The organism is Variovorax sp. CF079, from assembly GCF_900101545.1.
Taxonomy (GTDB): domain Bacteria; phylum Pseudomonadota; class Gammaproteobacteria; order Burkholderiales; family Burkholderiaceae_C; genus Variovorax.
Genome location: NZ_FMZU01000009.1, coordinates 125301 through 139532, shown reverse-complemented (window position 1 = coordinate 139532; position 14232 = coordinate 125301). Strand labels below are relative to the sequence as shown.

The window sequence follows — 14232 nt, the reverse complement described above, 5'->3', positions numbered from 1 at the left end:
ACCGGCGTGATGTCTTCTCAGGGGCAAGTCCATCCATGTTTCATTCTTCGACCGAGACCGCCTTGTCCGCCGTTGCTCCCCGCGTGTTGCCCGACACCCTGGCATCGCTGTTCGACGTGCAGTGCGAAGCGCATGCGAACAAGCTGGTCTACGGCTTTCTCAAGGATGACCTGAGCGTCGCGCAGGAGAGCAGCTATGGCCGGCTCCAGGCCGATGTCCACGGCATCGCCGCCTGGCTGTCGACCCAGACCCATGCGGGCGACCGCGTGCTGCTCGCCTTCGGGCCCGGGCTGGACTTCGTGCGCGTGTTCTGGGCCTGCGTGCTCTCGGGCCGGGTGGCGGTGCCGGTTCCCGCGCCCGATCCGGTGCGGCTGCACCATGCGGCGCCGCGCCTGCGCAGCCTGATCGCCGATTCGCGCGCCGCGCTGGTGCTGACCAGCGCATCGCTGCTCGATGCGGCGGCCGCCACGCTGGACCCGGCCACCTTCGCGATGGCGCGCTGGATGGCGCTGCCCGATTCGGCGTCGCTGGACAGCGCCGAGACGCCAGCCTTCGCGCCGCCGGCGCTCGAGCCCGCCAGCCTCGCCTACCTGCAATACACCTCCGGCTCCACCTCGGCGCCACGCGGCGTGCGGCTGACGCATGCCAACGTGATTGCCAACATCCGCGCGGTGATCGCGTCAAATCATGGAAACAACGCCAGCCGGGCGCTCAGCTGGCTGCCGCACTTCCACGACTACGGGCTGGTGTTCGGCGTGCTGGCGCCCGTGATCGCAGGCGCGACCAGCTACCTGATGTCGCCCGTGGCTTTTCTGCGCCGGCCGCTGCGCTGGCTGGAAGCCATCGCGGCCTATCGCATCACGCACAGCGGCGCACCCGAGTCGGCCTACGCCGCCTGCCTGCAGGCACTGGGCGACAAGCCGCTCGGCATGCGCCTCGACAGCCTGGTGTCGCTGACCTGCGGTGCCGAGCCGATCCGCGCCGCCACGGTAGAGCGCGTGCTGGCGGTCTTCGGCGCCGCCGGCCTGCGCCCCGATGCGTTCGCGCCGTCCTATGGCCTCGCCGAGGCCGTGCTGGGCGTGAGTTCGACGACGCCGGGCACGCCGCCTCGCATCGTTTCGGCTGATGCGGCCGCATTGCTGGCCCATCGCTTCGAACCCGCCGCGGACACATCGCGCGACGCGCGCCGACTGGTCGGCTGCGGGCGGGCGATGCCCGACACCGAGCTCCTGGTCGTCGAAGCCGGACGCCCGTGTGCCGACGGCGAGGTCGGCGAGATATGGGTGGGTTCGCCGAGCATCGGCGAAGGCTACTGGATGCAGCCCGAGGCCAGCGAAGCCGTCTTCGGCGGCCACCTGGCCAATGGCGCCGGGCCTTTCCTGCGCACCGGCGACCTGGGCTTTCTCGACCGCGGCGAGCTGTTCGTTACCGGGCGACTGAAAGACCTGGTCATCGTCCACGGCGAGAACCACTATCCGCAAGACCTGGAATGGAGCGCCGAGCGCGCCCATCCCGACCTGCGCGTGGGCCACGGCGCCGCCTTCCCGGTCGATACGCCGGGCGGAGAAGCGGTGGTGCTGGCACTGGAACTCCAGCGGCGCCCGGTCCCCACCGACACCGAGGCGGTCTTCAGCGCGGTGCGCCGCGCCATCGCGGTGGAGCACGGGCTGCCGGTGCACGCAGTGGCACTGGTGCGCGCCGGCGCCTTGCCGCGCACCTCGAGCGGCAAGATCCAGCGGCACCGCTGCCGCGAGGCCTTTCTTGCGAACGAGCTGCCGCTGGCGGCGCCGCTCGATACCGGCGGCGACGAGGCGACGGCCCTGGACGAGGAGGCACTGGCCACCCCCGAGGAGCGGCCCGGCGCCGTGCTGCCGCGCGACGCGCGCGAGCAGGCCGTCTGGGACATCTGGCGCGAAGTGCTGGGCACGCGCGCCTTCGGCGTGCACGAGAGCTTCTTCGAGCTCGGCGGCAACTCACTGCGGATGACACAGGTGCTCTCGCGCATCCGGCAGCGCTTCGACGTCGAGCTGCCGCTCGCCGAGCTGTTCGAGCATGCGAGCGTCGCCGCGATGGCGGCGCAGGTGGCGCGGCAGGCCGCATCGGGCGGCGGGGCAGCCGCCGCGCATGACGGCGGCATCGAGCGTGTGCCGCGCAGCGGGCCGCTGCCGGCCTCGCTCTCGCAGCGCCGCATGTGGGTGATCCAGCACTTCGACCCGGCATCGACCGCCTACAACGTGCCAATCGCAATCCGGCTGCGCGGCGCGCTCGACCCGGCGCTGTGCCAGCAGGCGCTCGACCTCATGGTCGAGCGGCACGAAGGCCTGCGCACGGCCTTCGTGATGGGCGAGGACGAGCCCATGCAATCCATCGCGCCGAAGCTCGCGGTGCCGATCGAGTTCATCGACCTGAGCGATCTGCCCGGCCGCGAGGGCAACGAGCAGGCGCGCGCGCTGCTGGCGGATCGCATTGCGCAACCCTTCGATCTCTCGCAGGCGCCGCTGCACCGGCCGACCCTGATCCGGCTCGGCGAGCGCGAGCATGTGCTGTTCTGGCTGCTGCACCACGCGATCACCGACAACTGGGCCGGCGCGCTGCTGATGCGCGAAGCGCTGGCGGCGTACGGCGCCCTGGCGGCCGGTCGCAGGCCGGAATCGGCGCCGCCCGCGATTGCCTATGCCGACTACGCCGCCTGGCAGCGCCGGCCCGAATCGGTCGAGGCGCGGCGCCCGCACCTGGCGTACTGGCTCGAACGCCTGCGCGACTTGCCGGAGCTCGACCTGCCCACCGATTTCCCGCGTCCGGCCAAGGCCAGCGCCAAGGGCGCGCGCGTCTCGGCCGAGCTGCCGCTGCGGCTGCGCGAGGCGATGCGCGAATTCGGTGGCCGCGAGGCCGTCACGCCTTTCGTGATCTACCTGTCGGCCTTCGTGCTGATGCTGTCGCGGCAGGCCAAGAGCGACGACGTCGCGATCGGCATGCCGATCGCGAACCGGCATCGCTTCGCCGCGGAGCAGCTGGTCGGCACGCTGGTCAACACGCTGGTGATGCGCACCGACCTCGCGGGCGACCCGAGCTTCACGCAACTCGTGCACCGCGTGCGCAGGAACGCGCTCGAGGCGTATACGCACCAGGAGGCGCCCTTCGACGAGCTGATCGATGCGCTGGGACACGACCGCACGCTGCGTCCCGAAGGCCCGGTGCGCGTGCTCTTCAACGTGCTGAATGCGCCGGTGGGCAAGCCGGAGCTGTTCGGCCTGGAGGTCGACGAGTTCGATTTCGAGCGCACGGCCGCGCAGTTCGATCTGTCGATGCACATCGACACCGAGTTCGCGCATCGCATCCACCTCGAATACGCGACCGACCTCTACAGCGCGGCCAGCGCCGCGCGCATGCTCGAGAACTACCTGTCGCTGGTCGAGCGGCTGCTCGCGCAGCCCGAGCGCCACCTGTCCGAGCACGAGATGCTCTCGCCGGCGCAGATGAGCCTGCTGCGCCACGGCTGGAACGGCGCCAGGGCGCCGCTGCCCGCGCAGCAGCTGGTGCACCGCTACCTGGACCTGGGCGCGCCCGAAATTCGCACGCGCGTGGCCGTCATCGACGCCGATGGCGACACGCTCGGCTACGGCGAGATCGAAGCGCAGTCGAACATGCTGGCGCGCGTGCTGCGCGCGCGCGGCATCGCGCGCGGCCAGCGCGTCGGCCTGTGCATCGAGCGCAGCCCCGCGATGCTGATCGCGCAGCTGGCGGTGATGAAGGCCGGCGCGGCCTACGTGCCGCTGGACCCCGACTATCCGGTGGAACGGCTGCGCTTCATGGCGGCCGACGCGGACCTGTCTGCCATCCTCACGCAGCGCAGCGCGAGCGCCATCCTCGACGGGCTGAACGTGCCGATGCTGCGGGTCGACGACGAGCGGCTGACGGCCGGCAGCTCAGGCGACGCGCTCGAGCCGCAGCCCGAGCTCGATGCCACGCCGGCCGACGAGGCCTACCTGATCTACACCTCGGGCTCCACCGGCCAGCCCAAGGGCGTGCGCGTGCCGCACCGCGGCGTGGTCAATTTCCTGGCCGGCATGGTGAAGATGCCGGGGCTCGCGGCCGATGATTGCGTCCTGGCGATCACCAGCCCGTCCTTCGACCCCTCGGTGCTCGACCTGCTGCTGCCGCTGGTCGTGCGCGCGAAGGTGGTCATCGCCTCGCAGCAGCAGGTGCACGAGCCGGCTGCGCTGCGCGCATTGCTCGAACGGCATGGCGTCACGCTGCTGCAGGCCACGCCCTCGGGGTGGCGCGGGCTGATCGAAACCGGCTGGGCCGGATCGCCCGGCTTCCGCGCGCTGATCGGCGGCGAATCGCTGCCGCCGATCCTGGCGGAGCGGCTGATGGAGCGCAGCGCCGAGCTCTGGAACATCTACGGACCGACCGAAACCACCGTCTGGACCACGGCCTGGAAGGTGGAGTCGCCGCGCGATGGCATCGCCATCGGGCGGCCGATCGACAACACCACGGTCTGGGTGCTCGACGAGCATGGCCATGCCTGCCCGATCGGCGTGCCGGGCGAGCTGTACGTCGGCGGCGCCGGCGTCACCCTCGGCTACTACCACCGCGACGCACTGACGGCCGAGCGCTTCGTGCCCGACCCCTTCAGCGACGACGCGGAGGCACGGCTCTACCGCACCGGCGACCTCGGCCGCTGGCGCCATGACGGCGTGCTCGAGCACCTGGGCCGCGCCGATCACCAGGTCAAGCTGCGCGGCTACCGCATCGAGATGGGCGAGATCGAGTCCGCGCTGCTGGACTATCCGGATCTTGCGCATTGCGTCGCCGTGACGCACGCGCAGAGCGAAGAAGACGTGCGGCTGGTGGCCTACAGCGTGGCGCGCATCGGCACGGCGCCGACGCCCTTCTTGCTCAGAGAGCACCTGCGCACGCGCCTGCCGCACTACATGATCCCGCAGCATTTCGTCGCGCTCGCCGCGATGCCGATGCTGCCGAACGGCAAGGTCGACCGCGCTTCGCTGCCGGCGCCGGTCATCGACATCGTGCTGTCCGACGGGCGCAGCTACGTGCCGCCGGTCACCCACAGCGAGCAGGTCATCGCCGGCATCTGGTCGGAATTGCTGGGGGTCGAGAAGATCGGCCGCACCGACAACTTTTTCGATCTCGGCGGGCACTCGCTCATGGCCATGCGCTCGGTGGCGGCCATCGAGGCGCTGCTGGGGTGGAAGGTCGCGCCGCGCCGGCTCATCTACGAGAGCCTGCAGCAGGTCGCCCGCGAGGAGAACCTGGGGGCGCACTGATCGCGCCGCGCGCTGCCGGACGGAAGGGCTTGCTGAGAAAGCGCGAGCCGCGCTCGCCGAAGCGCCATGGCACGTTGGCCGCCTTGGAGATGCCGATGCGCGGCCCGGCCTCGACCATCACGGCCGGATGATCGTCCGCCGCGGCCAGCAGCACGAAGGGCGGGCGGTCCAGCGCACGGCCGTTGAAGGCGCCGTCGATGCCCAGCGCCTGCGCGACGCGGCCGGGGCCGGCGCAGAGCAGGCGGATGTCCTCGAGCCCGCGGCGCTCGCGCATGCGCTCGATCCCCATCGCCGGCGCCAGCGCGCGGATCAGCACCCCGGCGCCATGCCCTTCCTCGCGGCAGACGAAGTTGAGGCACCAGTGGATGCCGTAGGAGCGATAGACGTAGGCGCGCCCCGGCGGCCCGAACATCGCGGCGTTGCGCAGGGTCGGGCCGCCGAAGCTGTGCGAGGCCGGGTCGTCGCGGTCGTAGGCCTCGGTCTCGACGATGCGGCCGCCGACGCCGTCGACCAGCAGCGTGACGCCGATCAACAGGCGCGCGACCTCATGCGAGGGCGCGGCGAAGTCGATGGCGGCAGCCGCGGCAAGCGGGCGATGGGGCTTCACGCGGCGCAGCCCGGTCATGGTCGCTAGAGACCTTTTTCGACCATGTCCAGCAGCTGCTGACCCAGCGCGTCCGTCTGCTCGCGCGGCATGCCGCGCAGCGGCCCGTCGATGATGAGCAGCGCGAGGCCGTGCACCGCCGACCAGGCCAGGAATTCCGCGCCGGGCCTGCGCTCGGGCGGCAGCGCCCCGGCCGCGACCAGCTGATCGAGCGCGGCGCCCAGCAGCTCGAAGGGATTCAGCCCGCTCTGGCCGCTCTTGGCCTCGGGCGGCGCGTCTTCCACATCCACCGGCGCACCGAAGGCGGTGCGGAACAGCCCGGTCTCGGTCTGCGCGAAGCGCAGGTAGCCGGTGCCGATGGCGCGCACCGCAGCACGGGCGGCTTCGGCAGGGTCGCCATCGGTGCGCTGCGCCGCGAGCTCGGCCTCCATCGCGGTCGCGACCGCTGCCAGGGCGGCGGCACGCACCGCCTGCAAGAGCGCCTGGCGGCTCGCGAAGTGCCGGTAAGCCGCATTGGGAACCACGCCGGCGCGCCGCGTGGCCTCGCGCAGCACCACCGCTTCGGGCCCGCCGCTGCGCGCCAACTCGACCCCCGCCTCCAGCAGCGCACGCCGCAGATCGCCATGGCGATAGGTGCTGCGTGCAGGCGGGACGGGGCGGGGAACACTCATTTTCAATTCCATGTGGACAGCGTCCATTATGTCTGCTATCTTCTTGTGGACGTTGTACACAACATATGCCTTTTCCTCAACTCCACCGCACTTTCCAAAGGAGACACGCATGGCGACCCAGATCTACGTGAACCTGCCGGTCAAGAACCTCGACAAATCGGTCGCGTTCTTCACAGCGCTCGGTTTCAAGTTCAACCCGCAGTTCACCGACGAGAACGCCACCTGCATGATCGTCAGCGAGAACATCTACGTGATGCTCTTGGTCGAGAGCTACTTCAAGACCTTCACGCCCAAGGCCATCGCCGACGCCAAGAAGAGCACCGAGGTGCTGCTGTGCCTCTCGTGCGACAGCCGCGCCGAGGTCGATGCGCAGGTCGCCAAGGCGGTGGCCGCCGGCGGCAGCACGCCCAACAAGGCGCAGGACCACGGCTTCATGTACCAGCACGGCTTCGAGGACCTGGACGGTCATCTCTGGGAGCTGGCGTACATGGACATGAGCGCTTTTCCCAAGAGCTGAAGCCGGAATCGGCGATATCCCCCCACCCACCCCCAAGGAGATCCGAAATGAAAGTCCAGTCCTATCTCTTCTTCGACGGCCGCTGCGAAGAGGCGCTCGAGTTCTACAGCAGCAAGCTAGGCGCCAAGGTGAAGGACCTGATGCGCTTCAAGGACAACCCCGACCCGGCCGGCGCCGAAGGATGCGGCAACGGCTCCGGCGCGCCCATCTCGCCGGACAAGGTGATGCACGCGTCCTTCCAGATCGGCGAGACCGAGCTGCTGGCCTCCGACGGCATGGCCGCGGGACAACCCAAGTTCGAGGGCATTTCGCTCGCGCTCACCGCAAAGGACGAAGCCGAAGCCCGGCGCCTCTTCGCGGCCCTGAGCGAAGGCGGCCAGGTGCAGATGCCGATGGCCAAGACCTTCTTCTCGCCGGCCTTTGGCATGGTGGCCGACCGCTTCGGCGTGTCGTGGATGGTGCTGGCGGAGTGAGACCGCCCCGCGTTCAGTGGCTGGCGTGCCTGCGGGCGCTCCAGCGCGAGCGCGCCAGAGCGACCACTTCGACCACGCCCCAGACGAGGGCGCCGCCGAGTGCGCGGATGGAATGGGTCGTGGTGGGCCAGAGCATGTGAGGCATGGGTCCCACCCTAAGAGCGTCATATGACACGTTGATGGCATGCAATGCCGCTATCCTGGTTTCACCCGACTTCCATTTGACGAGTGAATCCGACGGATCTGCCTGAACTGCTGGAGCTGCAGAGGCTCGCCCAGCTGGCGGGCCCGCTGATGGAGCAGCGCGTGCTGTGTGAGGTCGTGGCCGGCGAGCAGCGCTTTCCGGTCCACGCCTTCGTGCTCGGCAGCGCGCGAGCGGATGCCCCGGCGGTCGGCTTCTTCGGCGGCGTGCATGGCCTGGAGCGCATCGGCGCCGAGGTGACGATCGCCCACCTGCGCAGCATCGTGATGCGGCTCGCGTGGGACGAGACGCTGCACCGGCAACTGGAAGCCATGCGCCTGGTGTTCATGCCGCTGGTCAATCCGGGCGGGCTGTGGCTCGGCACACGCGCCAATCCCAACGGCGTCGACCTGATGCGCAATGCGCCGGTCGAGTCGAAGGAGCGGGTGCCCTACCTGGTCGGTGGCCAGCGCATCAGCGCCGGCCTGCCGTGGTACCGCGGCGCGCAGGGCCAGCCGATGGAATGCGAGAGCGCCGCGCTGTGCGCGCTGGTCGAGACCGAGCTGCTGGGCCGGCCCTTGAGCGTCGCGGTGGATTGCCACTCCGGCTTCGGCCTGACCGACCGCATCTGGTTTCCCTACGCGCACACCTCCCGCCCGATCGCGCATCTTCCCGAGATGCACGCGCTGTGCGAGATCCTCGACCAGACGCTGCTGCATCACCGCTACGTGCTGGAACCGCAGAGCCGCCAGTACCTGGCCCACGGCGACCTGTGGGACCACCTGTACCTCGGCGCCACCAATCGGCCGGACACGGTGTTCCTGCCGGTGACGCTGGAGATGGGCTCGTGGCTGTGGATCAAGAAGAACCCGCGCCAGATCTTCTCGCGCCACGGCATCTTCAATCCGATGATCGAGCACCGGCAGCAGCGCGTGCTGCGCCGGCACATCGGCTGGCTGGACTTCATCACCCGGGCCGTGTGCAGCTACGAACGATGGCTGCCGGCCGGCGAACAGAGAGCGCATCACCGGCAGCAGGCGATGGCCAGGTGGTACGGACGACAGCCCTTATGAGCACCTGGGTCCTGCTGCGCGGGTTGACGCGTGAGAGCGGCCATTGGGGGCACTTCCCCGAGCTTCTGCAGGAGCGCCTGCCGGGGGCCCGGATCGTGGCGCTCGACCTTCCCGGCAACGGGCGCCTGAACCAGGCACGCAGCCCGGCGCGGATCGAGGCGACGATGGAAGACTGCCGTCGGCAGCTGCTAGCCCTGGGGGTCGAGCCGCCCTGGCATCTGCTTGCGATGTCGCTCGGTGCGATGGTGGCGGTGGACTGGGCCGCGAAGCATCGCCAGGAGCTCGCCGGCTGCGTGCTGATCAACACCAGCCTGCGCCCTTTCAGCCCCTGGTATCGGCGCCTGCGTCCGGCGAATTACGGTGCCTTGCTCGATCTTCTGTTCGCGCGCCAGGCCGCGCGCGGACGCGAGCAAACGATCCTGCGCCTGACCAGCCGCCACGTGCAGCCGGACGCGGCCGTGATCGAGGACTGGACGGCGCTGCGCGAAGCCCGGCCGGTGTCGCCATCCAACGCCTTGCGGCAGCTGCTGGCCGCGGCGCGTTACCGTGCGCCGGTGCAGGCGCCGGCCGTGCCCTTGCTGGTGCTCGGCAGCGCGCGCGACGCCCTGGTGGACGTGCGCTGTTCGCGGCGCCTGGCGCGGCAGTGGGGCGTGGCGCTGGTCGAACATCCCACGGCCGGCCATGACCTGCCGCTGGACGACGGGCCCTGGCTGGCCGAGCAGGTCGGCCGCTGGGCGGCGCGGGCCGGCGCGTAGGGCGTCATGCGGCGGAGAGTGCCCAACCAGGGCAGGCCCGACAACCTCTCGAGCCGTGTGCTGGATCGGATCGTGGGAGAGCGCCAGCCCCGCGACCAGCACCGCTACACGAAGTCCGCGTTCATTTCCGCGGGCCGCGACACGACGCCTTTCGACCACAAGATCGTGACCGACGCCCTTCGGCGCCGCGGCGTCATGAGCTTCGTGACGCAAGGCATGCAACTCCACCATGCCCACGACATGCCCGAGCGCGGGTGGCGCCCGGCCGGGCCGGCGGGCGCCAGGGCTTGACGAGGGCCGCTCCCGACGCGACAGGCGCGAACGGCTTCTTGGCTCTAAATTCGACGCTCCATTCCAAGAGGAGCACCTGCCCATGATTCACGTCGTCGCCGTCATCACGGCCAAGCCCGGCCAACGCGATCGGATCCTCGAAGCCTTCCGCGCCAACCGACCCGCGGTGCTGGCCGAGCAGGGCTGCATCGAATACAACGCCACGGTGGACGCAGCCGGCATGCCGCCCTCACGCGGCTCCTTCGGCCCGGACACCTTCGTCGTCATCGAGAAGTGGGAAACGCTCGCCGCGCTGCAGGCCCATGCCGCCGCGCCGCACATGGCGGCCTACGGCGCCCAGGTGAAGGAGTGGACCGAGAACCGGGTCATCCACGTGCTGGAGCCGGTGTGATACCTTGAATTACCGAGCGGTCATTATTTCTTGACTTTCTACGGGCTCAAAGACGCAAAATTACCGAAAGGTAATTAAACGGGAGATCCATGACCGAATCAGCCTCGAACTTACCTGTCGGTAATTTGAACGGCACCGTCGTGCATTCCACCACCGAACTGGGCGAGCTGATCCGCCAACGTCGGCGCGCTCTGCAACTGAATCAGCTCGATATCGCGGGGTTGGGCAACACGGGGAACCGCTTCCTAGCGTCCGGCGCCAAGACGCTGGCGGGGCGCGTACAGCTATTCGTGGCGTCGACGACGCGGCAAACGATCAAGCGACTGTTGCAAGCGGCTTGATAACAAAAACGCGCCCGAAGGCGCGCTATTGCTTGAGGTTGAAGCGAATTACTTCGCCACCACCCGCACCATTTCCAGGCACTTGTTCGAGTAGCCCCACTCGTTGTCGTACCAGCTCACGAGCTTGATGAAGGTGCCGTCCAGCGCGATGCCGGCCTCGGCGTCGAAGATCGAGGTGCGCGGGTCGCCGCGGAAGTCGGTGGCGACCACCTTGTCCTCGGTGTAGCCGAGCACGCCCTTGAGCGCGCCTTCGCTTTGCGCCTTCATTTCGGCGCAGATTTCCTTGTAGGTGGCTTCCTTGACCAGTTCCACCGTGAGGTCGACCACCGACACGTCGGAGGTCGGCACGCGGAAGCTCATGCCGGTGAGCTTCTTGTTGAGCTCGGGAATCACCACGCCCACTGCCTTGGCAGCGCCGGTGCTGGAGGGAATGATGTTTTCCAGGATGCCGCGGCCGCCGCGCCAGTCCTTGTTGCTTGGGCCGTCGACGGTCTTCTGCGTCGCGGTGGCGGCGTGCACGGTGGTCATCAGGCCGCGCTTGATGCCCCACTTGTCGTTCAGCACCTTGGCCAGCGGCGCCAGGCAGTTCGTGGTGCAGCTGGCGTTGCTGATGATGGCCTCGCCGGCGTACTTCTTGTCGTTCACGCCGTAGACGAACATCGGCGTGTCGTCCTTGCTGGGCGCGGACAGGATCACCTTCTTGGCGCCCGCGTCGATGTGCTTCTGCGCGGTTTCCTTGGTCAGGAAGAGGCCGGTGGATTCGAGCACGATGTCGGCGCCGACGTCGCTCCACTTGAGTTGCGCGGGATCGCGTTCCTGCGTGAGGCGGATCTTCTTGCCGTTGACGATAAGCGTGTTGCCCTCGACGTTGATCTCGCCCTGGAAGCGGCCGTGCACCGAGTCGTACTGGAGCATGTAAGCCAGGTAGTCGGGCTCGAGCAGGTCGTTGATGGCAACGATCTCGATGTCGTTCTTGAAGTTCTGCACCGCCGCGCGGAGAACGTTGCGACCGATGCGACCGAAGCCATTGATGCCGAGTTTGATAGCCATGTGCCTTGCTCCTGGAGGGTTGAAAACTGGGTGATGCGGTCGATGTCAGCGCTTGAGCGCCGCTTCGACCGTGGCAGCGACGTTCTCTGCCGTGAATCCGAAATGCTTGAACAGCACGCCGGCGGGTGCCGATTCGCCGTAGGTGTCGATCCCGACGACGGCTGCGACGCCGTACTTCCACCAGCCGTCGGTGGCGCCCATTTCGACCGCGATGCGCGGCGTTCCCTTGGGCAGCACGCTCTTTTTATACGCCACATCCTGGCGGTCGAAGGTGGTGGTGGACGGCATGGAGACCACGCGCACGCCGATGTTCTTTGCCGCCAGCAGCTCCTGGGCCTTCAGCGCAAGCTGCACTTCGGAGCCGGTGGCGATGATGACGGCCTTGAGCTTCTTGTTCTTGAGGCCGACGGCCTCGGGCTCGGCCAGCACGTAGGCGCCCTTGCTGATGTCGCTCAGGTCCTTCTTGGGCGAGTAGGGCAGGTTCTGGCGCGACAGCAGCAGCGCGGTGGGGCGGTCGGCGTTCTGCAGCGCGACGGCCCAGGCCACCGCGGTCTCGGCGGTGTCGCCGGGACGCCAGACGTCGAGGTTGGGGATCAGGCGCAGCGAGGCGGCATGCTCGATCGACTGGTGCGTCGGGCCGTCTTCGCCCAGGCCGATGGAGTCGTGCGTGAAGACGTGGATCACGCGCTGCTTCATCAGCGCCGCCATGCGGATCGCGTTGCGGCTGTAGTCGCTGAAGGTGAGGAAGGTGCCGCCGTAGGGAATGAAGCCGCCGTGCAGCGCCACGCCGTTCATGATGGCCGCCATGCCGAACTCGCGCACGCCGTAGTTGATGTGGCGGCCCGGCAGGCCGTCGGGGACCTGTTCGTTGCCTTCGGTGCGGACCACGGCGCCGTCCTTGTCGAAGCGCAGGGCGGGCGTGCTCTTGGTGTTGGTGAGGTTCGAGCCGGTCAGGTCGGCGCTGCCACCCAGCAGTTCGGGCAGGGCGGCGGTGAAGGCTTCGAGCGCGAGCTGCGAGGCCTTGCGCGAAGCCACGGTCTCGCCCTTGGTGTGGGCGGCGACCACGGTGTCGAAGGCGGTCTGATGGAAGTTCTTCGGCAGCTCGCCCTTCATGCGGCGCGTGAACTCGGCTGCCAGGTCGGGGTACTGCTTCGCGTAGGCGGCGAACTTGTCGTTCCACGCGGCTTCGCGCTGGGCGCCGGCGGCCTTGGCATCCCACTCTTCGTACACGGCGTGCGGCAGTTCGAAGGGCTCGTGCGCCCATTGCAGCGCGGTGCGCGTGAGGCCGATCTCGTCGGCGCCCAGCGGTTCGCCGTGCGCCTTGGCGGTGTTGGCGCGGTTCGGGCTGCCCTTGCCGATCTGCGTCTTGCAGATGATCAGCGTCGGGCGGTCGGTGTGCTTCTTCGCCTTCTCGATGGCCTTGGACACATCCTTCACGTCATGGCCGTCGATCGGGCCGATCACGTTCCAGCCGTAGGCCTTGAAGCGTTCTTCGGTGTTGTCGATGAACCAGGGCAAGACCCGCCCGTCGATCGAGATGCCGTTGTCGTCGTACAGCGCGATCAGCTTGCCCAGCTTCCAGGCGCCGGCCAGCGCCGCGGCCTCGTGGCTGATGCCTTCCATCAGGCAACCGTCGCCAAGGAAGGCGTAGGTGTAGTGATCGACGATCGCGTGATCCTTGCGGTTGAACTCGGAGGCCAGCAGCTTCTCGGCCAGCGCGAAGCCGACCGCGTTGGTGATGCCCTGGCCCAGCGGACCGGTGGTGGTTTCGACGCCGGGCGTCACGCCCGTTTCGGGATGGCCGGCGGTCTTGCTGTGCAGTTGGCGGAAGCGCTTGAGCTCCTCGACCGGCAACGCATAGCCCGTGAGGTGCAGCACGGCGTAGATGAGCATCGAGGCATGGCCGTTGGACAGCACGAAGCGGTCGCGGTCGAACCAGTGCGGATTGACGGGGTTGTGCTGGAGGTGCTCGCCCCACAGCGCAACCGCCATGTCGGCCATGCCCATCGGCGCGCCCGGATGCCCCGAGTTTGCAAGTTGTACGGCATCCATTGCCAGCGCGCGAATCGCGTTGGCCATCAAGGCTTGGTTGGCCATCTGATCGGCTTTCTGGGGGGCAGGTTAGGGGGAACCCGGTATTTTAACGGGCGAGCTTCGGGGGGCCGTCCGGGGCAGAGGTCGGGCTGCTAGAGTGCCGCCCATGCATGGCTTGCATCTCACCGCCGACCTCCACGACTGCCGCTGCGGGACGCATTGGCTGGTGGACGCCCAGGCCGTCGGCGCGGCTTGCGCCAAGGCCGTGGAGGCTGCCGGGCTGCAGGCGGTCGGCAAGCTGTTCCACACCTTTCCGGCCACGCCGCTGGGTCCGGGCGGCGTGACAGCTACCGTGCTTCTGGCTGAGTCGCACCTGTGCGTCCACACCTGGCCCGAACAGCGCGGCGTGACGCTCGATGTCTACGTGTGCAACTTTGGCGCCGACCACTCCGCCAAGGCGAGGGCGGTGATGGAGGCCCTGGAGGCGCTGTTCGTGCCGGGCCACGCGGAAAGGCACGCATTGAGGCGCGGCGCGATCGAGAAGGCCGAGGCAGCGTGAG

At 68.7% G+C, this 14232-nt stretch carries 14 protein-coding genes; 9 read left to right on the top strand and 5 right to left on the bottom strand.

The genetic code is table 11. The annotated features are described in order from the left end of the window. Window positions 1–62 precede the first annotated feature (62 nt). Window positions 63–5291: a non-ribosomal peptide synthetase gene (locus BLS74_RS14005; RefSeq protein ID WP_170855597.1), complete on the top strand. Its 5229-nt coding sequence runs from the start codon at window positions 63–65 to the stop codon at window positions 5289–5291. On the opposite strand, the gene BLS74_RS14000 is transcribed toward BLS74_RS14005, so the two are convergent. After that, window positions 5236–5916 carry a DNA-3-methyladenine glycosylase gene (locus BLS74_RS14000; protein WP_093107153.1) on the bottom strand — a complete coding sequence of 227 codons (681 nt, stop codon included), beginning with the start codon at window positions 5914–5916 and terminating at the stop codon, window positions 5236–5238. The two genes, BLS74_RS14005 and BLS74_RS14000, sit on opposite strands and share 56 nt — an antisense overlap. A 5-nt stretch (window positions 5917–5921) precedes the next feature. Beyond that, a complete protein-coding gene (locus BLS74_RS13995; protein WP_244503870.1) occupies window positions 5922–6566 on the bottom strand; it encodes a TetR/AcrR family transcriptional regulator in 645 nt (214 codons plus the stop codon). A 109-nt stretch (window positions 6567–6675) separates the two neighbouring features. On the opposite strand from BLS74_RS13995, the gene BLS74_RS13990 reads away from it, so the two are divergent. Both BLS74_RS13990 and BLS74_RS13985 read left to right on the top strand, forming a co-directional pair. Then, complete coding sequence (locus tag BLS74_RS13990) at window positions 6676–7083, top strand: VOC family protein (protein WP_093107149.1); 408 nt, start codon at window positions 6676–6678, stop codon at window positions 7081–7083. Window positions 7084–7130: 47 nt separating this feature from the next. Continuing rightward, window positions 7131–7556 (top strand): VOC family protein, encoded by a 426-nt coding sequence (locus BLS74_RS13985; protein ID WP_093107147.1) that lies wholly within the window; start codon window positions 7131–7133, stop codon window positions 7554–7556. Between the two features lie 13 nt (window positions 7557–7569). On the opposite strand, the gene BLS74_RS35535 is transcribed toward BLS74_RS13985, so the two are convergent. Next, complete coding sequence (locus BLS74_RS35535) at window positions 7570–7701, bottom strand: hypothetical protein (RefSeq protein ID WP_280142631.1); 132 nt, start codon at window positions 7699–7701, stop codon at window positions 7570–7572. A 149-nt stretch (window positions 7702–7850) separates the two neighbouring features. On the opposite strand from BLS74_RS35535, the gene BLS74_RS13980 reads away from it, so the two are divergent. From BLS74_RS13980 to BLS74_RS13960, 5 genes are all read left to right on the top strand, one after another. Further along, on the top strand, window positions 7851–8810 hold the full coding sequence (locus tag BLS74_RS13980; protein ID WP_093107362.1) for a M14 family zinc carboxypeptidase: 960 nt from the start codon (window positions 7851–7853) through the stop codon (window positions 8808–8810). After that, complete coding sequence (locus tag BLS74_RS13975; protein ID WP_093107145.1) at window positions 8807–9565, top strand: alpha/beta fold hydrolase; 759 nt, start codon at window positions 8807–8809, stop codon at window positions 9563–9565. The genes BLS74_RS13980 and BLS74_RS13975 overlap by 4 nt, the downstream gene beginning before the upstream one ends. Window positions 9566–9571: 6 nt before the next feature. Beyond that, window positions 9572–9856, top strand: coding sequence for a hypothetical protein (locus BLS74_RS13970; protein WP_170855596.1), 285 nt, complete (start codon window positions 9572–9574; stop codon window positions 9854–9856). Window positions 9857–9938: 82 nt separating this feature from the next. Beyond that, window positions 9939–10247: a putative quinol monooxygenase gene (locus BLS74_RS13965; protein WP_093107141.1), complete on the top strand. Its 309-nt coding sequence runs from the start codon at window positions 9939–9941 to the stop codon at window positions 10245–10247. Between the two features lie 89 nt (window positions 10248–10336). After that, on the top strand, window positions 10337–10588 hold the full coding sequence (locus BLS74_RS13960) for a helix-turn-helix domain-containing protein (RefSeq protein WP_139191685.1): 252 nt from the start codon (window positions 10337–10339) through the stop codon (window positions 10586–10588). Between the two features lie 48 nt (window positions 10589–10636). Here the strand turns inward: BLS74_RS13960 and gap are convergent, their stop codons facing one another. Both gap and tkt read right to left on the bottom strand, forming a co-directional pair. Beyond that, entirely contained in the window at window positions 10637–11638 is a 1002-nt protein-coding gene (gene gap / locus BLS74_RS13955; protein ID WP_093107137.1) for a type I glyceraldehyde-3-phosphate dehydrogenase, read from the bottom strand. 45 nt (window positions 11639–11683) lie between these two features. Then, window positions 11684–13735, bottom strand: coding sequence for a transketolase (tkt, locus tag BLS74_RS13950; RefSeq protein WP_093107135.1), 2052 nt, complete (start codon window positions 13733–13735; stop codon window positions 11684–11686). A gap of 103 nt (window positions 13736–13838) precedes the next feature. On the opposite strand from tkt, the gene BLS74_RS13945 reads away from it, so the two are divergent. Further along, the gene (locus tag BLS74_RS13945; RefSeq protein WP_093107133.1) at window positions 13839–14231 is read left to right on the top strand and encodes an S-adenosylmethionine decarboxylase family protein; all 393 of its coding nucleotides are present in this window, start codon (window positions 13839–13841) and stop codon (window positions 14229–14231) included. Window position 14232 lies beyond the last annotated feature (1 nt).